This window comes from Pseudomonas sp. EZ-C24, from assembly GCF_014525325.1.
Lineage (GTDB): Bacteria > Pseudomonadota > Gammaproteobacteria > Pseudomonadales > Pseudomonadaceae > Aquipseudomonas > Aquipseudomonas shirazensis.
The window spans coordinates 319,671-340,894 of sequence record NZ_JACDIU010000021.1 but is presented as its reverse complement, the minus strand read 5'-3'; the positions used below and the strand labels follow the sequence as shown (position 1 = coordinate 340,894).

General features: G+C 63.2%; 21 protein-coding genes. 7 read left to right on the top strand and 14 right to left on the bottom strand.

Going from position 1 to position 21,224, the window contains the following annotated elements:
* Positions 1 to 7 precede the first annotated feature (7 nt).
* From IDM28_RS18960 to IDM28_RS18925, 8 genes are all read right to left on the bottom strand, one after another.
* The gene (locus tag IDM28_RS18960; RefSeq protein ID WP_101322114.1) at positions 8 to 352 is read right to left on the bottom strand and encodes a cupin domain-containing protein; all 345 of its coding nucleotides are present in this window, start codon (positions 350 to 352) and stop codon (positions 8 to 10) included.
* A 111-nt stretch (positions 353 to 463) separates the two neighbouring features.
* Positions 464 to 1,396, bottom strand: coding sequence for a phosphatidate cytidylyltransferase (locus tag IDM28_RS18955; RefSeq protein WP_188036660.1), 933 nt, complete (start codon positions 1,394 to 1,396; stop codon positions 464 to 466).
* Position 1,397: 1 nt separating this feature from the next.
* On the bottom strand, positions 1,398 to 2,021 hold the full coding sequence (locus tag IDM28_RS18950) for a lysophospholipid acyltransferase family protein (RefSeq protein WP_101322112.1): 624 nt from the start codon (positions 2,019 to 2,021) through the stop codon (positions 1,398 to 1,400).
* A 10-nt stretch (positions 2,022 to 2,031) separates the two neighbouring features.
* Positions 2,032 to 2,463: a hypothetical protein gene (locus IDM28_RS18945; RefSeq protein WP_188036659.1), complete on the bottom strand. Its 432-nt coding sequence runs from the start codon at positions 2,461 to 2,463 to the stop codon at positions 2,032 to 2,034.
* Positions 2,448 to 3,773, bottom strand: a complete 1,326-nt coding sequence (locus tag IDM28_RS18940) for a phosphatase PAP2/dual specificity phosphatase family protein (protein WP_188036658.1) — start codon at positions 3,771 to 3,773, stop codon at positions 2,448 to 2,450. The genes IDM28_RS18945 and IDM28_RS18940 overlap by 16 nt, the downstream gene beginning before the upstream one ends.
* On the bottom strand, positions 3,773 to 5,527 hold the full coding sequence (locus IDM28_RS18935) for a bifunctional alpha/beta hydrolase/class I SAM-dependent methyltransferase (protein WP_188036657.1): 1,755 nt from the start codon (positions 5,525 to 5,527) through the stop codon (positions 3,773 to 3,775). The genes IDM28_RS18940 and IDM28_RS18935 overlap by 1 nt, the downstream gene beginning before the upstream one ends.
* A gap of 45 nt (positions 5,528 to 5,572) precedes the next feature.
* Entirely contained in the window at positions 5,573 to 6,178 is a 606-nt protein-coding gene (locus IDM28_RS18930) for a CDP-alcohol phosphatidyltransferase family protein (RefSeq protein ID WP_188036656.1), read from the bottom strand.
* 98 nt (positions 6,179 to 6,276) lie between these two features.
* Positions 6,277 to 6,591: a putative quinol monooxygenase gene (locus IDM28_RS18925; RefSeq protein WP_188036655.1), complete on the bottom strand. Its 315-nt coding sequence runs from the start codon at positions 6,589 to 6,591 to the stop codon at positions 6,277 to 6,279.
* 181 nt (positions 6,592 to 6,772) lie between these two features.
* Here IDM28_RS18925 and IDM28_RS18920 point away from each other — a divergent pair, with 181 nt between their 5' ends.
* The 3 genes from IDM28_RS18920 to ggt all read left to right on the top strand — a co-directional run bounded on the left by IDM28_RS18920 (position 6,773) and on the right by ggt (position 10,255).
* Positions 6,773 to 7,363, top strand: coding sequence for an NAD(P)H-dependent oxidoreductase (locus tag IDM28_RS18920; RefSeq protein ID WP_101322106.1), 591 nt, complete (start codon positions 6,773 to 6,775; stop codon positions 7,361 to 7,363).
* An 87-nt stretch (positions 7,364 to 7,450) separates the two neighbouring features.
* Positions 7,451 to 8,347, top strand: a complete 897-nt coding sequence (locus IDM28_RS18915) for a LysR substrate-binding domain-containing protein (RefSeq protein ID WP_188036654.1) — start codon at positions 7,451 to 7,453, stop codon at positions 8,345 to 8,347.
* A 240-nt stretch (positions 8,348 to 8,587) separates the two neighbouring features.
* Entirely contained in the window at positions 8,588 to 10,255 is a 1,668-nt protein-coding gene (gene ggt, locus IDM28_RS18910; RefSeq protein ID WP_188036653.1) for a gamma-glutamyltransferase, read from the top strand.
* Positions 10,256 to 10,319: 64 nt separating this feature from the next.
* Here ggt and IDM28_RS18905 read toward each other — a convergent pair whose 3' ends face one another.
* Positions 10,320 to 12,239 (bottom strand): methyl-accepting chemotaxis protein, encoded by a 1,920-nt coding sequence (locus IDM28_RS18905; RefSeq protein WP_150570694.1) that lies wholly within the window; start codon positions 12,237 to 12,239, stop codon positions 10,320 to 10,322.
* Between the two features lie 251 nt (positions 12,240 to 12,490).
* Complete coding sequence (locus tag IDM28_RS18900) at positions 12,491 to 13,369, bottom strand: neutral zinc metallopeptidase (protein ID WP_188036652.1); 879 nt, start codon at positions 13,367 to 13,369, stop codon at positions 12,491 to 12,493.
* A gap of 199 nt (positions 13,370 to 13,568) precedes the next feature.
* Here IDM28_RS18900 and pcaH point away from each other — a divergent pair, with 199 nt between their 5' ends.
* The gene (gene pcaH, locus IDM28_RS18895; protein ID WP_101322102.1) at positions 13,569 to 14,288 is read left to right on the top strand and encodes a protocatechuate 3,4-dioxygenase subunit beta; all 720 of its coding nucleotides are present in this window, start codon (positions 13,569 to 13,571) and stop codon (positions 14,286 to 14,288) included.
* Positions 14,289 to 14,299: 11 nt separating this feature from the next.
* Complete coding sequence (gene pcaG, locus IDM28_RS18890) at positions 14,300 to 14,905, top strand: protocatechuate 3,4-dioxygenase subunit alpha (protein ID WP_150573010.1); 606 nt, start codon at positions 14,300 to 14,302, stop codon at positions 14,903 to 14,905.
* Positions 14,906 to 14,923: 18 nt separating this feature from the next.
* Here pcaG and IDM28_RS18885 read toward each other — a convergent pair whose 3' ends face one another.
* Genes IDM28_RS18885 through IDM28_RS18875 form a run of 3 tightly spaced genes read right to left on the bottom strand, consistent with a single transcriptional unit; the run spans position 14,924 to position 17,494 of the window.
* Positions 14,924 to 15,094, bottom strand: a complete 171-nt coding sequence (locus IDM28_RS18885; protein ID WP_181107799.1) for a hypothetical protein — start codon at positions 15,092 to 15,094, stop codon at positions 14,924 to 14,926.
* Between the two features lie 22 nt (positions 15,095 to 15,116).
* Positions 15,117 to 16,202, bottom strand: coding sequence for a tRNA (uridine(54)-C5)-methyltransferase TrmA (trmA, locus tag IDM28_RS18880; RefSeq protein ID WP_101322100.1), 1,086 nt, complete (start codon positions 16,200 to 16,202; stop codon positions 15,117 to 15,119).
* Positions 16,199 to 17,494, bottom strand: a complete 1,296-nt coding sequence (locus tag IDM28_RS18875; RefSeq protein WP_101322099.1) for an NCS2 family permease — start codon at positions 17,492 to 17,494, stop codon at positions 16,199 to 16,201. Before IDM28_RS18875 ends, trmA begins: the two co-directional genes overlap by 4 nt.
* A gap of 203 nt (positions 17,495 to 17,697) precedes the next feature.
* Here IDM28_RS18875 and IDM28_RS18870 point away from each other — a divergent pair, with 203 nt between their 5' ends.
* On the top strand, positions 17,698 to 18,204 hold the full coding sequence (locus IDM28_RS18870; RefSeq protein ID WP_188036651.1) for a GNAT family N-acetyltransferase: 507 nt from the start codon (positions 17,698 to 17,700) through the stop codon (positions 18,202 to 18,204).
* On the opposite strand, the gene IDM28_RS18865 is transcribed toward IDM28_RS18870, so the two are convergent.
* On the bottom strand, positions 18,181 to 19,446 hold the full coding sequence (locus IDM28_RS18865; protein ID WP_150570689.1) for an MFS transporter: 1,266 nt from the start codon (positions 19,444 to 19,446) through the stop codon (positions 18,181 to 18,183). The genes IDM28_RS18870 and IDM28_RS18865 overlap by 24 nt on opposite strands.
* A gap of 344 nt (positions 19,447 to 19,790) precedes the next feature.
* Between IDM28_RS18865 and IDM28_RS18860 the strand changes: the two genes are divergently transcribed.
* A complete protein-coding gene (locus tag IDM28_RS18860; protein ID WP_188036650.1) occupies positions 19,791 to 21,221 on the top strand; it encodes a cytochrome ubiquinol oxidase subunit I in 1,431 nt (476 codons plus the stop codon).
* Positions 21,222 to 21,224: the final 3 nt, after the last annotated feature.

Genomic DNA, 21,224 nt, shown 5'->3' with positions numbered 1-21,224 from the left:
TCTTTGATCAGGCAAAGACAAAATACTTGCGCACGGTTTCGACCACTTCCCAGGTGCCTTTCATGCCCGGCTCGATGACGAACACATCGCCGGCCTTGAGGTGCTTGGGCTCTTCGCCTTCCGGGGTGATGATGCAGTAGCCGTCGAGGAAGTGGCAGAATTCCCACTTGTCGTAGTTGACCTCGAACTTGCCCGGGGTGCAGATCCAGGTGCCCATGATCTTGCTGCCGTCAGCCGACAGGTAGGCGTTGAGGTTGACCGTGTGCGGGTCACCGCCAATGCGCTTCCACTTGGTCGCGTCGACTACCGGGATCGGGCAGGTTTCACGCAGGACGGTAATGAAATCGGACATGGCAGGTGTTCCCTTTGGGATGCTTATGGACGCATCACCATAGGGCTATCGCGCGTGGCCCAGTTGCCTGCGCTCGACCTCTACCTGCCTGCCCGCGCTATCGCCGCGCGGTTATGCCCACCAGTAACGCACAAAGTGAAAGAACACCGGCGCGGCAAAACACACCGAGTCGATGCGGTCGAGCATGCCGCCGTGGCCTTCGATCATGTGCCCCCAGTCCTTGACCCCGCGGTCGCGCTTGATCGCCGACATCACCAGCCCGCCGAAGAAGCCCATGGCGTTCACGGTCAGCGCCATCAACGCCGCCTGCCAGAAGCTGAACGGGGTGATCCAGCACAGCGAGGCGCCGATCAGGGTGGCCAGGGCTACACCGCCGAGCAGGCCCTCGAGGGTTTTCGACGGCGACAGGTTGGGTGCCACTTTGCGCTTGCCGAACAGCTTGCCGCAGACGTACTGCAGCACATCGCTGATCTGCACTACCAGGATCAGCCAGGCGATCAGCAGCAGGTTGCGGCCTTCGAAACCGGGGATGTCGAGGGTCATCAGCGCCGGCACCGCCGACACGCAGTAGACGGCAATCATCAGCCCCCACTGCACTTTCGAGGCGCGTTCGAGAAAGCGCGTGGTGTCGCCGCCCAAGCTGGCCAGGATCGGCAGGAGCAGGAACAGGTACACCGGGATGAAGATGCTGAACAGGCCGTACCAGTCCATCGCGATCAGCAGATACTGCAGCGGCAATGCCACATAGAACGCTGCGACCAGCGCGGGGTAGTCGCTGCGCCGGGTCGGGGTCAGGGTCATGAACTCGCGCAGGGCATAGAACGACACGCAGTAGAACAGCACGATCACGCCGTACTTGCCGAACAGGAAGGCGATGCCGATCACCAGCACCATCACCCACCAGGCGTTGATCCGCGCATTGAGGTTGTCGATCACCGCATGGGGGCCGGCGCCGGCGCGCCACTTGAGCAGGCGGCCGATGACGCTGGCGAGCAGCAGCAGCGCGCCGATCCCGGCAAACAGCAAAACAGTGTTGTGGTCCATCTCAGGCTTCCTTGGGGGCCAGGTTCAGCAGGGCCTGGCGGGCCCGCTCGAGAAACGCGTGCTTGTCTTCAGCGGCCTGCACCTGCAGCGGTTCGCCAAAGCTCAAGGTGCACAACAGCGGCAGCGGCAGGGCGCGGCCCTTGGGCATGACCCGGTTGAGGTTGGCGATCCACACTGGCACCACTTCCATGTCGGGGTTGGCGACGGCGAGGTGGAACAAACCGCTCTTGAACGGCAGCAGTGGCTCATCGCCGAGATTGCGCGTGCCCTCGGGGAAGAAGATCAACGAATCGCCACCGGACAGCGCATCAAGCACCGGCTGCAGCGGGTTGGCCTGGACTTCGCTGCGCTGCCGGTCGATCAGCACACCGTTGAATACCTTGCGGATGACGAAGTTGCGCAGGCCCGGTTTGGCCCAGTAGTCGGCGCCTGCAACCGGTCGCGTGCGCTGGCGCAGCGGCCCCGGCAGCGAGGCCCAGAGCAGGACGAAGTCGCCGTGGCTACTGTGGTTGGCGAAGTACAGGCGCTGCACCGGCTGCGGCGTGCAGCCGAGCCAGAGGGCGCGGGCGCCGGTGATCAGGCGCGCGGCGGAGGTGATGGCAAAGGCAGTCAGGGCGGTGAGCATGGCACGGGTCTTATCCGATCAAAGGGAGTGTCAGCAGCGTAGTCAGGCACAGCGCGATCTGCAGCGCCAGGCACAGGCCTTGGCGGCGTAACAGGCCGAGCGCAGCCTGGCTACGAGCGGGCCAGTCGCGCGGGTCGCTGGCGCTGGGTTTGAGGTTGAGGTCGAACAAGGCGCGGTCGAGCTGGCCCGTAGCGGCTGGCAGGTCGCTCCGCGAAGCCAGCTCGGCAAAAAGCTCGGCATCCAGCGCGACTCGCACCGCCAGGTATTTATGCACAAGGCCGAGTATCACCAGCAGGGCGCATAACCCACTGCCCAGCAGCGGCAGTGGGGCGCCCAGCAGCGGCGCCAGGCCATAGCCCAGCGCGATCAGGCTGATGCCGTCGGACAGTCGCTCCAGTTGCTGGCCGCGGCCGAGCAGGCTGGCGGTTACGCGCAGGTGCATGCTTGCCCCTCCAGTTGCCTGAGCATGTGCTGGTGTGCGCTGCGCAGGACGATGCCCGGGCGCGCCTGGCGCAAGCGCAGTTCGGCTTCAGCCAGGCTCGTGCAGCGGCCACTGAGCAGCAACCAAGCGGCGACGGCGGTGGCGCTGCGCGAGTAACCCAGCGCGCAACAGACCAGCAACGGCCCTTGCTGGCGCAGCGTCTCGATAGCGTCGGCGGCGGCGCGGCATAGCTGTAGATCGGCGACCACCAGATCCAGGGTCGGCAGGCTACGGTAATGGTTTGCCAATGGTTTGGCTGCCAGGCATGGCAGTTCGGCACACAGGTCGACAATCGCCGAAAACTGCCCCGCCTCACCGGCTGCCGGAATACGGCCGAGGAAGACCCCGTCACAGATTTCGTCCGCCTGCGGATGGCGTCGCGTCCACAGCCGCGAGTTGATCCAGGCGCCGAGCAGGTAGGGTGCAAACAGCCAGCTGGCGGCCATCGACAGGCGCCCATCAGCGCCTTTTTGAAACGCGCTGGCACCGACTACCGCGTAGCTCAAGGCCACCAGCAGCAGCGCCAGTGCCGGCCACAATAGCCACAGCCAGGCGCCGCCGGCCCAGCTCGCCAAACCGGTGCACAGGGCAGCGCCCAGGGTGTAGTAAAGCGCCAGCCGCCAGCGCTTGGGATCCTGCGCCAGACGCGCAGCCTGCAACGGCGGTTGACCGTCGCGAGGCCACAGCCAGACGCATAGCAGCCCGACCAACGCACCGCTCGGCAAGTCGATGAAGTGGTGCTGCCAGGTGGTCAGCACCGACACCCCGATCAGCGCCATCCAGCCGTGCATCAGCCAGCGCCCAAGCGGGTTGCGCAGGTGGCGGGCGAACATCGTCCAGATGATCACCAGCAGGGCGATGTGCAGCGAGGGCGCCTGATTGAACGGTTTGTCGAAGCCCATCAGCACATCGAACAGCCAGCCGAACAGGCCGCTCAGCTCCGGTCGCTCGAAGGTAAAGCGCAGCGGCCAGAGCAGAAAGCCGGCCACGCAGATCAGCTGCGCGCTCAACAAGGCCAGGGCGTGGCGATCCATCTCGCGGCGGTTGCGTGGCAGCAGAAACGACAGGCCGTAGAGCAGGTCGATGGACCAGTACGGGATGATCGTCCACGGCCACAACGGCATCTGGCTCTCCCAGCCGAACACCAGGCTGCCGACATCGGCACGGCCCGCCGTGTAGGTGTTGGCCAGGCCGTAGCTGAGAAAGAAAAACGGCCCGAGCAGCAGTAGCCACAAGACCCCACGGCGGATCAGCCCGGCTTCACGCGCCATCACTCGACCCGCTGCGCCAGGCTGACACTGAAGATGCCCCATTCGTCGATGCGCTGGGTGATCTTGCGAAAACCAGGGGCGGCAACCAGCTGATCCATTTCGGCCTGGCTGCGTCGACGCATGACCCAGGCCTGACCGCCACGGTGGCTGGTCAGGGCGCGGGCGATCATCTCCAGCTGCGGGTGCCACGGCTGGCCGGTATAGACCAGATAGCCGCCCGTTTCGACGGCATCAGCCAGGCCGGCCAGCGAGGTGCTGACCATCTGGTTGCTGGCGAACAGTTCGTACAGCCCGGAAACCACAGCCAGGCTCGGGCGCGGCTCGAGTGTGGCCAGGCTCTGCCGGTCAAAGGCGTCGCCCTGGACGAAACGCGCGATATCGCCCAAGCCCTTTTCGGCAATCAGCGCCGTGCCCTGCTGCACATTCAGTTCGCTGTAGTCGCGCAGCAGGATCGAGTCCGGCAGTTGCTCGAGTTCCTGCAAGGCTTCAAGAATGTAGCGGCCATGGCCGGCGGCGATGTCGACGATATCGACTGTGCGGCCCTGCTCGCGCAGGCGCCGGATCGCTTCGCGCAGCAGCTCTTCGACATGCAGCTTGCGCTGGCGAATACCGCGCCAGCCAATGGCGTCGAGGTAGTTGCGGTCGATCATCTGGCCCAGCTTGCCCTTGCCAGTGGCCTGGTTGCGATAGACATAGTCAAGGGTGCTGCCGGAGTCGAAGCCGGTATCAAAACCCAGCTTGACCCCGTCTGCCATGCCTTTGCCCAGACGCAGGCCGGCGCGGGTGGCGCGCCAGTACAGATCCCGTGGCGAGTTGCGCGGCAGCTTTGCTGCGAGGCTTTCGGCTTCGGCGCAGCTGGCGCCGGACTGGTCGGCATCGAGCAGCGAAGGTGCCGCCAGCGGGGCATCGAAGCAGTGCTCGACGAAGCGCTTGATGCGCGGCAGTACATGGCTGCGGTCACGCTCGCCAAGGGTGTCGTGGAAGAACCCAGGCAGCAGGTGCAGCTCTTTGCGGGCACTGCCCAGGCGCTCGAAGAACTGCTCCTGCGGTGCCCGCTCGACCACCAGGTCGGCGCCCGAAACCAGCAATTGGGTCGGCAGTTGGATCGCCTGAGCGTCCGCCACTACCCGGTCTGCGGCTTCATACAGGCCGAGCAGCATGGTCACCGAGATGGGCCGGCTGATCAGCGGGTCGGCCACATACGAAGCCACCCGCTCCGGGTCGTGGGTGAGCAGCCGTGGCTTGACGTAGCTGTTGACGAAGAAGTTGCCGCGCGCGGCTTTCATCAGCTTCAGGCCAGGGCGGGCGAACGGCACGTAGAGTTTGACCTTGAACGCCGGCGAGGCCAGCACCAGGCAGCGTACCTTGGGCGCGTAGTCATGCGCCCAGGTGGCAATCAGCACGGCACCGACGCTTTGCGCCAGCACCACGGTGTTGTCTTCGGCGATGCCGTGGCGGGTTTGAATGTGCTCGATAAAGGTCTGCACATCGCGCACGCTGGTGGCAAAGCTCGGGCTGTCGCCGCGCGCCCCTGGCGACTGGCCGTGGCCACGTGCGTCCCAGGCAAAGAAGTCATAGCCGGGCATGTCCAGTTCGTCTGCCAGGTGCGCCAGGCGCCCGCCGTGCTCATGGCCGCGGTGGAACATCACCACCGCCCGACGCGGCTGATGCTCGCTGCGGATGGCCGGCCAGTAGCGATAGTGCAGCTCGACGCCGTCATGGGTAGAGAAGTGCAGCGATTGCGCCTGGCGCATGGCAAAGGTCCTTTTGGCTGGCGGCGGTGCGGTCAGTGGCGACGATCAGTTGGCGTGGGCCAGGCCCTGACGTACCCGGTTGTAGAGGGTATAGAGCGAGAGCAGCAGAATCACCAGCAGCAGGCCGTTGATCCAGGTTGGATCGAGCAGGCCAAAGGCGACACCGGTACCGAGCAGGCCAAAGGCAAACGCGCGATCGCTCTTGCCCATCGGCCCGTCGTAGCGCCGCGCTGCACCGGCCAGCGGGCCCATCACCCCCGCGTATTCGCTGATCAGTGCGCTCAACACCAGCAGCACCACCAGCACGGGCGATACCCCGACCAGCAGAGCAAACGGCAGGTACAGCGCAGCGTCGGCGATCACGTCGCTCAGTTCATTGAGGTAGGCACCAAGCCTGGACTGCTGGCCAAACTCGCGGGCGAGCATGCCGTCCACCGCGTTGAGCGCCATGCGCAGCAGCATCCAGATCGGCAGCAGGATGAACAGCCCGTGGATGTCGGCAAAGCAGGCCAGCAGCAGGCCCAGCAGCAGCGAGACTATCCCAGCGGCAACCGTGACCTGATTGGCCGTCACCCCGCGGTCGTACAGGCGCTGCACGGTGGGCCGCAGCAGGGCCTGGAAGCGGGGTTTGAGCTGATAGATGGACGGCACGGGGAGATCCTTATCGGGTGCGCAATGAAAGCCAATCGGTGGATTGTGAGAAGCCCGGCGGCTGGCGGCAAGCGACATTTGTCAGCTATTTGAACGGCTCAACGTTTACCCGAGGCGGCGCTGAGCATGTCGATGCGTTGCACCTCGAAATCGCGCTCCAGATAGTCCATGCGCTGCGCGGCAAACTGCTGCATATGGGCCAGCGCGCAGTGCGCATCGAACGCCGCCTGATCGGCCCACACCTCATAGAAGAAGAACAGGCTCGGGTCCTGCTGATCGCGCAACATGTGGTATTCGACGCAGCCCGGCTCCTGGCGGCTTGGTTCGACGTAGGCGCGGAACAGTTGCTCGAATGCTTCGGCCTTTTCCGGGCGGGTCTTGGCTTTGAGAATAAAGGCGTATTGAGCGTTCATGACTGCACCTTGCAAATAAGTGGAGAAGCGATTTTAAAGCAACAGTCTGGTGATGATTCGTGATTACAAGGCAAAACTGATTTGCCCAAGGCTGGCTGTTTCTGCCACGGGCGAGCCTCTAACCTGCAGCCATCTGAAGTGCATCGGTCTGCGGATCGACACAGAACCTTAGAGGCTCGATATGAAAAAGATTCTTCTGCTCAATGGCGGCAAACAGTTCGCCCACTCCGACGGCCGCTTGAACGAAACCCTGCACGATGCCGCGCTGGCCTACCTGGACCGGGCCGGTTTCGATGTCAAACAAACCTTCATCGACGGCGGCTACGACATCAAGGAAGAAGTGCAGAAATACCTTTGGGCCGACGTGATCATCTATCAGATGCCCGGCTGGTGGATGGGTGCCCCGTACACCGTCAAACAGTACTTGGATGAAGTGTTCACCGAAGGCCACGGCAGCCTCTACGCCAGCGACGGCCGGACCCGCTCCGACGCTTCGCAGAAGTACGGCAGTGGCGGCCTGATCCAGGGCAAGCAGTACATGATTTCGGCCACCTGGAACGCGCCGCAACAGGCCTTCGACGACCCCAACGACTTCTTTGAAGGCAAGGGCGTGGATGCGGTGTACTTCCCGTTCCACAAGGCCAACCAGTTCCTCGGCATGAGCGGCCTGCCAACCTTCCTCGCCGTCGATGTGATGAAGCGCCCGGATGTGGCCGCTACCGTGGCAGCCTACGAGGCGCATCTGGCCAAGGTGTTCGGCCAGGCCCGGTAAGCGATGCGCGGCGTGACCGACGCGGCAGTTGCTTGCCCGGCAATAAACGGCCGACAATCCAGGCCTCATCCTGGCCCAGGCACTGCCGTGAAAACCCGCTCAGAAGAACTCCAGGTATTCGTCAGCGTGATCGACTGCGGCTCGATTTCCGCCGCTGCCGAGCAACTCGGGCAAACTCCGTCTGCGGTCAGCCGCACCCTGGCGCGGCTGGAAGGCAAGCTTGGCACCACGCTGATCAACCGCACCACGCGGCGCATGGACCTGACCGAAGAAGGGCGGTTCTTTGTACTGCACGCGCGGACCATCCTCGAACAGATGAGCGAGCTCGAAGAGCGCCTGTCGCTGCACCGGCAGACGCCGTCGGGGCGCCTGCGCATCAACGCTGCAGCACCATTCATGCTGCACGCGATCGTGCCCTGGATCGCTGAGTTTCGCGCGCTGTACCCGGCCATCGAGCTGGAGCTGAACACCGATGACCTGATCATCGATCTGCTCCAGCAAAGCACCGACGTCGCCATCCGCATCGGCGAGCTGGCCGACTCCAGCCTGCATGCGCGCTCGCTGGGCTGCAGCCCGATCCAGATTCTGGCCAGCCCCGAATACCTGCAACGCCACGGCGTACCGCGCAAGGTCAGTGACTTGAGCGAGCACTGCCTGCTCGGCTTCAGCTCCGTCGACAGCCTCAACCAATGGCCGCTGCGCCACGCCGACGGCGACAGTTGGCGAATCCGCCCGCAGTTGACCGCATCCAGTGGCGAGACCCTGCGCCAGCTGGCGCTGGCCGGGCAGGGTATCGTCTGCCTGTCGCATTTCATGACCCACGAAGATATCCGCGCCGGGCGCCTGCACGTGCTGTTGAGCGAGGCCAACAATGGGTACCGGCAGCCGATTCATGCGGTTTACTACCGCAACACCCAGCTGGCGCTGCGGATTCAGTGCTTCCTTGATTTCATCCAGGCCAAGCTGGCGGCGTATGCCTGCTGAGCGCGTGGTACTGGTCCGGGATTGCCGGGGGTGCCGCGCACCCCTTTCGCGACACAAGGCCGCTCCTACGCCGACCGCGTCCACTCAGGCTGACGCGGCCCCAGCAATCTCGATCCTAAGAACCGTTCTAAAAACGACACGAATGACGCAATGCCGTCGTCCTGTGTCTGGTGCGTTTGCTTAGTCAAAACGCTTCAGTGTTAATAAGTGATCAACAAAAACAACACCAAGGAAGTGCTCATGCGTCTCGTCATGTTCCAGTCCATGGCCCTCGGGGCCGCGATTCTGAGCTGTTCGTCGGCCTTCGCGGTGACTCTTGAAGGCGGCGCAGTGGCCGCGCCCGATCAATATGGCGCACAGGTCGCCGCCGATATCCTGAAAAAAGGCGGCAACGCCGTCGATGCCGCCGTGGCCACTGCCTTCACCCTGGCAGTCACCTATCCAGAAGCCGGCAACATCGGCGGCGGTGGCTTCATGACCCTGTACGTGGACGGCAAAGCGTACTTCCTCGACTACCGCGAAGTGGCGCCCAAGGCGGCCACCCGCAATATGTACCTGGACGAAAAAGGCGAGGTCATCGAGAACCTCAGCCTGGTCGGCGTGCGCGCCGCTGGCGTACCGGGCACAGTAATGGGCTTGTGGGAGGCGCATCAAAAGTTCGGCAAGTTGCCCTGGAGCGAGCTGCTGACTCCGGCCATCGGTTACGCCAACAACGGCTTCAAGATCGCCCAGAAGCAGTACCAGTATCGCGACGATGCCCAAGGCCTGTTCAAGACCGCGACCAACTTCAACGATTATTTCGGCAGCATGAAAGTCGGCGAGCTGTTCAAGCAGCCGGAGCTGGCGCAGACCCTCGAACGCATCGCCGACAAAGGCGTCAGCGAGTTCTATCAAGGCAAGACCGCCGATCTGCTGGTTGCGCAGATGAAGGCCGATAACGGCCTGATCAGCAAAGACGACCTGAAGGACTACAAAGCCCTCTGGCGCGAGCCGATGGCCATCGACTGGCGCGGCAACGTGGTCTACACCGCGCCACCGCCAAGCTCAGGCGGCGTAGCACTGGCGCAGTTGCTCGGGATCAAGGAAAACCGCGCGGCAGACTTCAAGGGCGTCGAGCAGAACTCGGCGCGCTACATCCACCTGCTGGCCGAGATTGAAAAACGCGTGTTCGCCGACCGCGCCGACTATCTTGGCGACCCGGCCTTCACCGAGGTACCGGTAGACAAGCTGGTGGCCAAGGACTACCTGAAAAAGCGCGCCGAGCAGGTCAACCCAACCGCCATCTCCGCCACCGACAAGGTCCGCCCGGGGCTGGAGCCGCATCAAACCACGCACTTCTCGATCGTCGACAAACAGGGCAACGCGGTCAGCAACACCTACACCCTCAACCTCGACTACGGCAGTGGTGTGGTGGTCAAGGGCGCAGGCTTCCTGCTCAACGACGAGATGGATGACTTCAGCAGCAAGCCCGGTACCGCCAATGCCTTTGGCGTGGTCGGCGGCGATGCCAACGCGATTGCTCCGGGCAAACGCATGCTGTCGTCGATGAGCCCAAGCCTGGTGACCCGCGACGGCAAGGTCAGCCTGGTCATCGGTACGCCGGGCGGCTCGCGCATCTTCACCTCGATCTTCCAGGTAATGAACAACCTCTACGACTACGACATGCCGCTGGCCAAGGCCGTTGCAGCGCAGCGCGTGCATCACCAGCTGCTGCCCAAGGACACTATCTACTTCGACAGCTATGCACCGTTGACCGGCAAGGTCGCCGACGAGCTGAAAAAGATGGGCTATGTGCTTGAGGATCAGGGCTGGGAGATGGGCGATATCCAGGCCATTCGCGTCACCGATGGCAAGCTTGAAACCGCCTCCGACCCGCGCGGTCGTGGTGTTGGCATGGTCGTCAAGTAACGCCAGTGCTGCTCAGCCCGGCCAGCATTGCGCTGGCCGGGCTGAGCAGTTCACAAGGCAGCGGTCACACGCGGAACTTGCTTACCAGCGTCTGCAGATGACTGCCAAGGCGTGCCAGCTCGACGCTCGACGCGGCGGTTTCATCACTGGCTGCGGCTGTCTGTTCCGACACATCGCGTACATTGAGAATGCTCCGGCTGATCTCCTCGGCAACCGCGCTCTGTTGCTCGGCGGCTGCGGCGATCTGCTGGTTCATCGACTGGATGTTGGACACAGTGCGGGTGATGTTCTCCAGCGAACCACCGGCCTTGCGCGCCAGCTCGACGCTGCTTTCAGTCAGGTTGCGGCTGCCCAGCATGGCGTTGGCCACTTGCTGGGTGCCGTTCTGCAGGCTGGCGATCAGCTCTTCGATCTCTTCGGTGGACTTCTGCGTGCGCTGCGCCAGGCCGCGCACTTCGTCGGCGACCACGGCAAAACCACGCCCGGCTTCACCGGCGCGGGCAGCTTCGATGGCCGCGTTCAATGCCAGCAGGTTGGTCTGCTCGGCAACCGACTTGATCACGTCCATGACACTGCCGATCTTCTGGCTTTCCTGCTGCAGCAGGTTCATTGCGTCAGTCGAGCGCTGGACTTCGTCGGCCAGGCGTTCGATCTGGTTGATCGCCTCGCCCACCACCCGGTCACCGGCACGCGCTTCATCATCGGCACCCGTTGCCGCGCGCGAAGCCTGTTCAGCGTTGCGGGCGACTTCCTGCACGGTCGCAGCCATCTCGTGCATGGCAGTGGCAACCTGGTCAGTCTCGACTTTCTGGCTGTTGGCACCGGCGCTGGTCTGCTCGGTCACGGCCGACAGCTCTTCGGCGGCGCTGGCAATCTGCGTTACGCCATCACGAATACCACCGATCAACTCGCGCAGGGTGCTGCCCATGCGGCTGATGCTTTGTTGCAGCACGCCCAACTCGTCACGGCGGGTGACCCGCAGCTCACTGGACAGGTCGCCACCGGCAATACGCTCGACGGCGTCCATGGTTTCGCGCAGCGGGCGGGTGATCTGGCGGGTGATGATGATCGCGGCGCATACCCCGACCAACAATGCCAGCAGGGTCGAGATGATCTGCAGATGGCGCGCCTGGTCGCTTTCGATGTCGCGGCGCTCGAGCTGGATCTTGTACAGGGCGTCGCTGCGCTTGACGATGTCGGCACCTTGCACGGTCATCTCGGCGCGGGCCACGGCGATGGCGGCGGTGGCGTCGCGGAAGTCGCGCACGGCCGAGCGGTAAGCCTGCACGCTCTGGTCGAACTGTTGCAGGCGGGTACTTTCGTTGGGTAGCTGGCGCTTGAGGTTGTCGATCTCGACCAGGGCCGCGTCGAGCTGGCGCAGGGCGGCCTGTTCATTGGCCGCGCTGTTGTCAGCGATGTAGCCGCGTACATCGACGCGCACTTGCAGCAACTGCTGACGCGTCTTGCTGATGGCCTGATACTGGGCCAGGCGTACGCTGTCGACTTCCGGCTGGGCCAACACGTCGCGGCTGATCGCATCAAGGATCTGATCGGACTTGGCGGCAGTCTGGTTCATGTTCTCGCGGTTGGCGAGGGTGGTCTTGTAGCCCGCGCGCATCTTGCTCAGCGACAGTTTGTAGTCGCTGATGATCGCGCCCAGCTCGTTGAGCAGCTTGACGTTTTCAGGGCTCTTGAACGAGGCCACCAAGCGCTGCTGCTGGGCACTGAAGGTGTCCAGTTTGGTCTGGGTGTTGGCCGCAGCGGCGTCATCGCCGTTGGCGATCATGTACTGCAGACGTGCTACGCGCAGGTCGGTGAGGTCTTTGTTGAGCTGGCTGATGTCGCTCATCCAGTTACTGCGGTCGATCAAGCTGCCCAGGCTGTTCCAGCCGGTCAGGGCCAGCAGGCCGGTCAAAAGCAGGACCAGGCCAAAGCCCAGGCCCAGTTTGAGGTTGACGCTGATGTTGGCAAACCAACTGTTCATGCACGCACTCCATAAAGATCATTCGCTCAGTTGTTGTCAATCGCTGGCGTTATTCTTCCCGGGGCCCGCTGATTCGTGCATGAGTTATCGGCCACAATCGGGCTAGCTGAAACGCTTTTTCAGCAGATTTGTAACTGTCTGAAAATCCGAGGGTTTTACTGCGGCATTGGCGTTAAAAAGCGGCGCATTCAACGACACCTCCTGAGCGCAAAGTGCTCAAGAGGCGTTGTTGCATGCAGATTGGCGGGGAATTACAGCGTGCGTGCGTTGAAGGTATCGCAGCGGTTGACGTCACCGTCGCTGAAGCCGGTCTTGAACCAGCGTACGCGCTGCGCCGACGTGCCGTGTGTGAACGAATCCGGCACCACGCGACCTTGGCCTTGCTGTTGCAAGCGGTCATCACCGATGGCGTTGGCGGCGTTAAGTGCCTCTTCGATGTCACCCGGTTCCAGCCAGTTCAGGCGTTTCTGCGCCTGATAAGCCCAGACCCCGGCAAAACAGTCGGCCTGCAATTCCTGACGCACCAGCAGGCCGTTGTCACCTTCCATCTTCTGCCCGCGCTGGCGAGCGGCCTGGACCTGATTGGAGACGCCGAGCAGCGTCTGCACATGATGGCCGATCTCGTGCGCGATGACGTAGGCCTGGGCGAAGTCGCCGGCGGCGGCAAAGCGCGTTTCCATTTCGCGGAAGAAGGTCATGTCCAGGTACACCCGCTGGTCAGCCGGGCAGTAGAATGGCCCGACCGCCGAGGAGGCGAAGCCGCAGGCCGAATTGACCTGGCCGCTGAACAGCACCAGCTTGGGGTCACGGTATTGCTTGCCGGCCTGGGCGAACAGCGCCTTCCAGGTGTCTTCGGTGTCACCCAGGATCGAGGCAACGAACGCTGCCTGATCATCATTGGCCGGCGGCGCCTTGCCTTCGACGTTGGCCGGCGCGCTTTGCTGCATCTGCCCGGTCAGTTGGCCGAGAATCTGCAGCGGGTCCTGGCCGGTCATCCAGCCGATGCCGACGATCAGCAGGATGGCGCCCAGGCCCAGCCCCTTGCCGCCGCCAAAGCGCATGCCACCGCCGCCGCCTGCACCGCGAGCATCGACCACATTGTCGCTACGCCGACCTTTTCGCCATTCCATCGAGCTTCTCCAAACCGCGAGGTTGAGGGTATAGATTAGTTCAGTGCTGCTGCCTTGTGCAGGCACGCTGCAAGGCATAACCAAACAGTTATGGCTAAGACCGCTGATTTCAATATTCATCCCATCCAGGCTATCGGAAACTGCAAGTCCGCCCGCCACGCACGGGCGCTCGCACAACTCCAATAAGAGGAACACCGGTATGCCTGCCGAGGACACCAGCCGCTTCGTGATCCGTGATCGCAACTGGCACCCGAAAGCGCTGACCCCAGATTACAAGACGTCGATTGCCCGCTCGCCGCGCCAGGCGCTGGTCAGCATCCCGCAGTCGATCAGTGAAACCACCGGCCCGGACTTCACTCACCTGGGCTTTGGCCAGCACGACAACGACCTGCTGCTCAACTTCGACAACGGTGGCCTGCCGATCGGCGAGCGCATCATCGTCGCCGGCCGAGTGATCGACCAGTACGGCAAACCAGTGCCAAACACCTTGGTGGAAATGTGGCAGGCCAACGCCGGCGGCCGTTACCGCCACAAGAACGACCGTTACCTGGCGCCGCTGGACCCCAACTTCGGCGGTGTCGGCCGGGCCCTGACCGACCGCGATGGCTATTACAGCTTCCGCACCATCAAGCCCGGCCCGTACCCATGGCGCAACGGCCCGAATGACTGGCGCCCGGCGCACATTCACTTCTCGATCAGCGGCCCGTCGATCTCGACCAAGTTGATTACCCAGCTGTACTTCGAAGGTGATCCGCTGATCCCGCTGTGCCCGATCGTCAAGTCGATCGCCAACCCGCAAGCGGTGCAGCAACTGATTGCCAAGCTCGACATGAGCAACGCCAATCCGATGGATTGCCTGGCGTACCGTTTTGACATCGTTCTGCGCGGTCAGCGCCAGACCCACTTCGAAAACCGCTGAGGAGCCGCGACATGCCAATTGAATTGCTGCCGGAAACCCCGTCGCAGACTGCCGGCCCTTACGTGCACATCGGCCTGGCCCTGCAAGCAGCGGGCAACCCGGTTCGGCCGACCGAAATCTGGAACACCCTGGCGCGCCCTGAAGCCGCCGGCGAGCACATCCTGCTGATCGGTCAGGTCTACGATGGCAATGGCCATCTGGTGCGTGATTCGTTTCTGGAAGTGTGGCAGGCCGATGCCGACGGCCAGTACCAGGATCAGTACAACCTGGAAAACCCGTTCAACAGCTTTGGCCGTACCGCCACCACCTTCGACTCCGGTGACTGGACGCTGCACACGGTCAAACCGGGTGTGGTCAAGAATGCCGCCGGCGTGCCAATGGCGCCGCACATCAACATCAGCCTGTTTGCCCGCGGCATCAATATCCAACTGCACACGCGGCTGTACTTTGATGACGAAGCCGAGGCCAACGCCAAGTGCCCGGTGCTCAACCTGATCGAGCAGCCGCAACGGCGCGAGACGCTGATTGCCAAACGCTGCGAAGTCGACGGCAAGACTGCCTATCGCTTCGACATGCGGATTCAGGGCGAAGGCGAGACGGTGTTCTTCGACTTCTGATACAAGCCTGAAACCAGCCTACGCCAGCGAGGCCCCCAAAAGCCTCGCTGGCGCCGGCATCAGCACATCGCACTGCTCGTCTGCCGGGCTGCGCAGCTGCAAGCGCTGCGGGTGGGTCAGGCGGCTGTAGCCGAGCAGGGCCTGGCTGGCCAGTTGCTCGATGCTGGTGGGGTGGCCGTGCCGAAGCATTGCAGCCCCGGCAGAGGTCGGTTCAGCGTCGGACCAGCAGCACACCGCTTTCCATATGGTGGGTATAGGGGAACTGGTCGAACAGGGCGCAGCGTTCGATCCGGTGCGTATCGTGCAACTGGGCGATGTTGGCCGCCAGAGTTTCCGGGTTGCAGGATATGTACAGGATACGCTCGAAGCGTCGAGTCAACTCGCAGGTATCCGGGTCCATCCCCGCGCGCGGCGGGTCGACGAACACCGTGCCGAACTGATAGCTCTTCAGGTCGATGCCCTGCAGGCGGCGGAACGGGCGCACCTCGTTCAGTGCCTCGGTCAGCTCTTCGGCCGACAGGCGCACCAGGCGCACGTTATCCACGCCGTTTTCGTCGAGATTGTGCAAGGCGGCATTGACCGAGGTCTTGCTGATCTCGGTGGCCAGCACCTGGCGTACGCGGGTTGCCAGCGGCAGGGTGAAGTTGCCGTTGCCGCAGTACAGCTCGAGCAGGTCGTCGTCGCGCTCGCCGATGGCCTCAAAGGCCCAGTTGAGCATCTTCTGGTTGACCGCGCCGTTGGGCTGGGTAAAAGCACCCTCGGGCTGGCGGTAGCTGAAGGTGCGGCCGGCGACGTCGAGTTTTTCCACCGCATAGTCACGGCCAATCACCAGACGTTTACCTTTGGAGCGGCCGACCAGGCTCACGTCGAGCTCGGCGGCCAGCTCGCGGGCGGCAGCTTCCCACTCGTCGTCGAGCGGGCGGTGATAGCACAGGGTGATCATCGCATCGCCGGCCAGGGTGGTCAGGAACTCCACCTGGAACAGCCGGTTGCTCAGCGTCTCGCTCGCCTGCCAGGCCGCTTTCAGGCGCGGCATCAGCGCATTGATGCGTTGGCTGGCAATCGGGAAATCCTCGATCAGGATCGCCTTGTGCTTTTCGCCCGGGGCGAACATGGCGTAGTGACGCTGGCCGTCTTCACGCCACAGGCGAAACTCGGCGCGCAGGCGGTAGTGCTCGCGCGGCGACTCGAACACCACAGGCTCGGGCGCGCTGAACGGCGCCAGCAGCTCGCGCAGGCGCTCGACTTTTGGCGCCAGCAGGCTTTGGTAGGCAGATGGATCGAAAACAGAACTCATGCGTTGAACCAGCCCAGCTTGATAACGAACAGAATCGACAGGATGATCAGCGCCGGGTTCAGGTCCTGGCGGCGGCCCGACAGCAGCTTGATCGCGGTCCAGGCAATGAAGCCGAAGGCGATGCCGTTGGCGATCGAGTAGGTCAGCGGCATGGCCAGGGCAGTCACCACCACAGGGGCTGCCTCGGTGACGTCGTCCCAGTTGATTTCAGCCAGGCCCGAGGCCATCAGCACGGCGACGAACAAAAGCGCCGGTGCGGTGGCGAAGGCCGGCACACTGCCGGCCAACGGCGCGAAGAACAGCGCCAGCAGGAACAACACCGCGACCACGATGGCGGTCAGGCCCGTACGGCCACCGGCGCTAACGCCTGCTGCCGACTCGATGTAGCTGGTGGTGGTCGAGGTACCCAGCAGCGAGCCGGCCATGGCTGCGGTACTGTCGGCGATCAGTGCCCGGCCCATTTTCGGCATGTGGCCGTCCTTGCTCATCAGGCCTGCGCGTTTGGCGACGCCGATCAAGGTGCCGGAGTTGTCGAACAGGTCGACGAACAGGAAGGCAAAGATCACGCTGACCAGGCCCACATCCAAAGCACCAGCGATGTCCAGCTGGAGGAAGGTCGGCGCCAGCGATGGCGGCATCGAGACTACACCGGCAAACGGCGTCACGCCCATCAGGATCGAGGCTACGGTGACGGCTAGAATGCCGATCAGTACTGCACCGCGAACCTTCATTGCTTCCAGCGCGACGATCAGGAAGAAGCCCAGTGCAGCGAGCACCGGAGCAGGCTTCTTGAGGTCGCCCAAACCAACCAGGGTGGCTGGGTTATCAACGACGATGCCGGCATTGTTCAGCGCAATCAGCGCGAGGAACAGGCCGATACCGGCGGCGATGGCCGAGCGTAGCGGCAGCGGAATGCTGTTCACGATCCACTCGCGGATGCGGAAGATCGACAGCAGGAAGAACAACACCGCCGAGATGAACACCGCACCCAGCGCCACCTGCCAGGTATGGCCCATGTGCAGGACCACGGTGTAAGTGAAGAAGGCGTTCAGGCCCATGCCCGGCGCCAGTGCGATCGGGTAGTTGGCGATCAGGCCCATGGTCGCCGAGCCGATGGCCGCAGCCAGGCACGTCGCGACAAAGATCGCGCCCTTGTCCATACCGGTCTCGCCGAGGATGCTCGGGTTGACGAAGAGGATGTAGGCCATGGCCAGGAACGTGGTCACGCCCGCAAGTATCTCGGTGCGCACGTTGGTGTTGTGTGCTTTTAGTTGAAACAGCCTTTCCAGCATGCCCGCTCCCAAAGACGCCTCCGGGGCGCCGTTAATGTATCGACCTCATCAGCAAAGCACAGACCGTACCGGATGCCGTGGTTTTATCTGGGGTAGAAAAAAGCCGCGCATCATACCAGCATGCTTGCTGAGCGGTAATCAATGTCGCGATACACTGCGCATTCAGTGCCGATCACCCAGACGGCCGCCGCCGAGATGCCGCTGTGCAGCTGATTGACTACTCGCAGCTAACCCCGGCCCAGCGTGGGCAACTGCTGGAGATCCAGCTGCCGTCAGAGCAGCAGTGCTTCGCCGGCGATATCGCTGATGCCTTGTATCTGTTACTCGGTTGCGGCTCTGATCAGCGCCGCGGCGTCGCGCTGTTGCTCGATGATGTGCCCAGAGCGTTTCTGCTGCTTCAGCGTGGCGCATTTCTGCCCGCCTGGGGTCAACCTGATGCAGCGATGATGACTGCGTTGCAGGTCGATCGCAGGTTTCAGGGGCAGGGCCTTGGGCGCTTTTGCATGCAGGCGCTACCGGCTCTTTTGCGCACCATGTGGCCTGATCTCAGGCGCCTGCAGTTGTCAGTGGACCGCGCCAACCTCGGCGCTTTGGCCTTGTACCGTGCAACCGGCTGGCGCGAAAGCGGCAACGGCTTTCGCGCCCGGGTCGGCTACGAGCAGCAGATGAGCCTGCTGCTGGCGGGGTCAACCTTTGATCGGTGCAGCTGACGCCGCTGGCGCTTCTGCTACCGGCTGGCTGTGCAGTTGATCGCGGTTGGCCAGGCTCGGGAACAACTTAATCCACACCCCGGTCACCACCAGCGTGCCGACGCCGCCCAGCACCACTGCCGGTACGGTGCCGAACCAGTGCGCGGTAATACCTGACTCGAACTCCCCGAGCTGGTTCGAAGCCCCGATGAACAATCCATTTACCGCGCTGACCCGGCCGCGCATTTCGTCAGGCGTCTCCAGCTGCACGAAAGCGCTGCGGATGACCATGCTGATCATGTCTGCCGCGCCCAGTACCACCAGCACCGCCAGCGAGAACCAGAACGAGGTCGACAGGCCAAAGGCGATGGTGGCCACGCCGAACACGCCGACTGCGGTGAACATGGTCCGGCCGACCTTGCGCTCGAACGGGAAGCGCGCCAGCCATACCGACATCAACAGCGCGCCGACTGCCGGCGCCGAACGCAGCAGGCCCAGGCCCCACGGGCCAGTCAACAGGATGTCCTTGGCAAACACCGGCAACAACGCCGTGGCGCCGCCCAGCAGCACGGCGAACAGGTCCAGCGAGATGGCACCGAGGATGTCCGGCCGGCTACGGATGAAGCGTATCCCGGCCAATAGAGACTCCAGCGTCGCCCGGCCGCGCTGCTGGACCTGCTGGCGGGCATCCAGGCTCAGGGTCAGGCCGCAGGCGATCACATACAGCGCCACGGTCGGGCCGTACACCCAGATGCTGCCCAGCGCATACAACAAGCCGCCGACCGCAGGGGCGACGATAGTAGCGGCCTGGGTCGCCGATGCCGAGGCTGCCACGGCCCGCGGGAACAGTCCGGGCGGGACCACGTTGGGCAGCAGGGCCTGAGTCGCCGGCATTTCAAACGAACGTGCGGCGCCGAGCAGGAAGGCCAGGCAGAAGATCAGCTCACGGCTGACGTTGTCGGTGGCACTGCCGAGCACCAGTGCCAGCGCAATCAGCGCTTGCAGGCTCTGGCACAGCGCCGCCACCCGGCGCCGGTCATAGCGGTCGGCCACGTGCCCGGTATGCAGCATGAACAACACCCGCGGGGCGAATTCGACCAGGCCGACCAGGCCCAGATCGAGCACGTTGCCGGTCAGCTGATAGAGCTGCCAGCCAATCGCCACAGTGAGCATCTGAAAGCCGCTCGCGGTAAACACGCGGGCCAGCCAGAACGCGAGAAAGGGGCGGTGGTGACGCAACAACAGCGGAGCAGAGTCGGACATCGGCAGCCTGCGACCTATAAGAAACCCGGGGCTCTGCAGCCTATCATCTGTTTGTAACAAAGAGTTGCATAAGTCCTGCTCAAGCACCTTTTGCCATTGCATGGAAGAGGGTGGGGCAATGCGCCACGCGGCATCCAGCCACAGGCCCTGGGGCGGAATTCGGGGCTATGCTGGATACAGCCATTGATCTGGGTCAATCGTTGCAAATGCATTGATCGGCCTGTGCGGCGTGAATCCCTGCAATCGAATAGAACAATTCCAACAGGTCGCACTCGATAACCGTGGGGGCAGTGGGCATCAGGGCCACAAGCCCGAAATGCCGGTTCACCTGAAGAGGAAGCACCATGTTCGGCTTAGAAGCCCTAGAGCTCGCCCGAATCCAGTTCGCCTTTACCGTGTCCTTTCACATCCTGTTCCCGGCCATCACCATTGGCCTGGCCAGTTATCTGGCCGTTCTCGAAGGCCTGTGGTTGAGAACCGACAACCGCATCTACCGCGATCTCTACCATTTCTGGTCGAAGATCTTCGCCGTCAACTTTGGTATGGGCGTGGTCTCGGGTTTGGTCATGGCCTATCAGTTCGGCACCAACTGGAGCCGCTTCTCTGATTTTGCCGGCGCCGTCACCGGGCCATTGCTGACCTACGAAGTGCTCACTGCCTTCTTCCTCGAAGCGGGCTTCCTTGGCGTCATGCTGTTTGGCTGGAGCCGAGTAGGCCGCGGCCTGCACTTCTTCTCGACGCTGATGGTGGCGCTGGGCACACTGGTCTCGACCTTCTGGATCCTGGCTTCCAACAGCTGGATGCAGACCCCACAGGGCCACGAAATCATCGATGGCCGGGTAATCCCGGTGGATTGGCTGGCGGTGATCTTCAACCCGTCGTTCCCCTACCGCCTGGCGCACATGGCCACCGCCGCCTTCGTCGCCACGGCGTTCTTCGTCGGCGCTTCGGCGGCCTGGCATCTGCTGCGCGGGCGCGACAACCCGGCCGTGCGCAAGATGCTCTCGATGGCGATGTGGATGGCCCTGATCGTGGCCCCGGTGCAGGCTATTATCGGCGACTTCCATGGGCTCAATACGCTCAAGCATCAGCCGGTGAAAATCGCCGCCATCGAAGGCCATTGGGAGAACAAGCCCGGTGAGGCGACCCCGCTGATTCTGTTCGGCATCCCCGACATGGAAGCCGAAACCACCCGCTTCAAGGTCGAGATTCCGGTGCTCGGCAGTTTGATCCTGACTCACAGCCTGGACAAGCAAGTGCCGGCCATGAAGGAATTCCCCAAAGAGGATCGGCCCAACTCGACGATCATCTTCTGGTCGTTCCGGGTAATGGTTGCGCTGGGCATGCTGATGATTGCCGCTGGCCTGTGGAGCCTGTGGCTGCGTAGAACCGGCGCGATCTACCATTCGCGGCCGTTCCTGTACTTCGTGTTGTGGATGGGGCCATCCGGGCTGATCGCCATCCTGGCTGGCTGGTTCACCACCGAGATCGGCCGCCAGCCGTGGGTGGTGTATGGCTTGATGCGCACGGCCGATGGCGTCTCCAACCACAGCTACGGCCAGCTTGGCTTCACTCTGGTGATGTTCGTGGTGGTCTACTTTGCGGTGTTCGGCACCGGCCTGGCGTACATGATGCGCCTGGTGCGCAAAGGCCCGCATACCGGTGAAGAAGAGCAGCCACCTGGCGGCCCAGGGCAAAAACGGACCCCGGCGCGGCCCTTGTCCGCTGCCGATGACGGCCATGAGGCCAACTCCAGCCTGACCGAGAGGAACTGAGCC

What these genes read in the sequence shown, in the direction of transcription:
- IDM28_RS18900 (WP_188036652.1), bottom strand. Translation starts at nt 13,369, where the DNA reads ATGGAATGGCGAAAAGGTCGGCGTAGCGACAATGTGGTCGATGCTCGC.
- IDM28_RS18945 (WP_188036659.1), bottom strand. Translation starts at nt 2,463, where the DNA reads ATGCACCTGCGCGTAACCGCCAGCCTGCTCGGCCGCGGCCAGCAACTG.
- IDM28_RS18875 (WP_101322099.1), bottom strand. Translation starts at nt 17,494, where the DNA reads ATGCTGGAAAGGCTGTTTCAACTAAAAGCACACAACACCAACGTGCGC.
- IDM28_RS18935 (WP_188036657.1), bottom strand. Translation starts at nt 5,527, where the DNA reads ATGCGCCAGGCGCAATCGCTGCACTTCTCTACCCATGACGGCGTCGAG.
- IDM28_RS18885 (WP_181107799.1), bottom strand. Translation starts at nt 15,094, where the DNA reads ATGCTTCGGCACGGCCACCCCACCAGCATCGAGCAACTGGCCAGCCAG.
- IDM28_RS18865 (WP_150570689.1), bottom strand. Translation starts at nt 19,446, where the DNA reads ATGTCCGACTCTGCTCCGCTGTTGTTGCGTCACCACCGCCCCTTTCTC.
- trmA (WP_101322100.1), bottom strand. Translation starts at nt 16,202, where the DNA reads ATGAGTTCTGTTTTCGATCCATCTGCCTACCAAAGCCTGCTGGCGCCA.
- ggt (WP_188036653.1), top strand. Translation starts at nt 8,588, where the DNA reads ATGCGTCTCGTCATGTTCCAGTCCATGGCCCTCGGGGCCGCGATTCTG.
- IDM28_RS18905 (WP_150570694.1), bottom strand. Translation starts at nt 12,239, where the DNA reads ATGAACAGTTGGTTTGCCAACATCAGCGTCAACCTCAAACTGGGCCTG.
- IDM28_RS18955 (WP_188036660.1), bottom strand. Translation starts at nt 1,396, where the DNA reads ATGGACCACAACACTGTTTTGCTGTTTGCCGGGATCGGCGCGCTGCTG.
- IDM28_RS18950 (WP_101322112.1), bottom strand. Translation starts at nt 2,021, where the DNA reads ATGCTCACCGCCCTGACTGCCTTTGCCATCACCTCCGCCGCGCGCCTG.
- pcaH (WP_101322102.1), top strand. Translation starts at nt 13,569, where the DNA reads ATGCCTGCCGAGGACACCAGCCGCTTCGTGATCCGTGATCGCAACTGG.
- IDM28_RS18940 (WP_188036658.1), bottom strand. Translation starts at nt 3,773, where the DNA reads ATGGCGCGTGAAGCCGGGCTGATCCGCCGTGGGGTCTTGTGGCTACTG.
- IDM28_RS18920 (WP_101322106.1), top strand. Translation starts at nt 6,773, where the DNA reads ATGAAAAAGATTCTTCTGCTCAATGGCGGCAAACAGTTCGCCCACTCC.
- IDM28_RS18925 (WP_188036655.1), bottom strand. Translation starts at nt 6,591, where the DNA reads ATGAACGCTCAATACGCCTTTATTCTCAAAGCCAAGACCCGCCCGGAA.
- IDM28_RS18960 (WP_101322114.1), bottom strand. Translation starts at nt 352, where the DNA reads ATGTCCGATTTCATTACCGTCCTGCGTGAAACCTGCCCGATCCCGGTA.
- IDM28_RS18860 (WP_188036650.1), top strand. Translation starts at nt 19,791, where the DNA reads ATGTTCGGCTTAGAAGCCCTAGAGCTCGCCCGAATCCAGTTCGCCTTT.
- pcaG (WP_150573010.1), top strand. Translation starts at nt 14,300, where the DNA reads ATGCCAATTGAATTGCTGCCGGAAACCCCGTCGCAGACTGCCGGCCCT.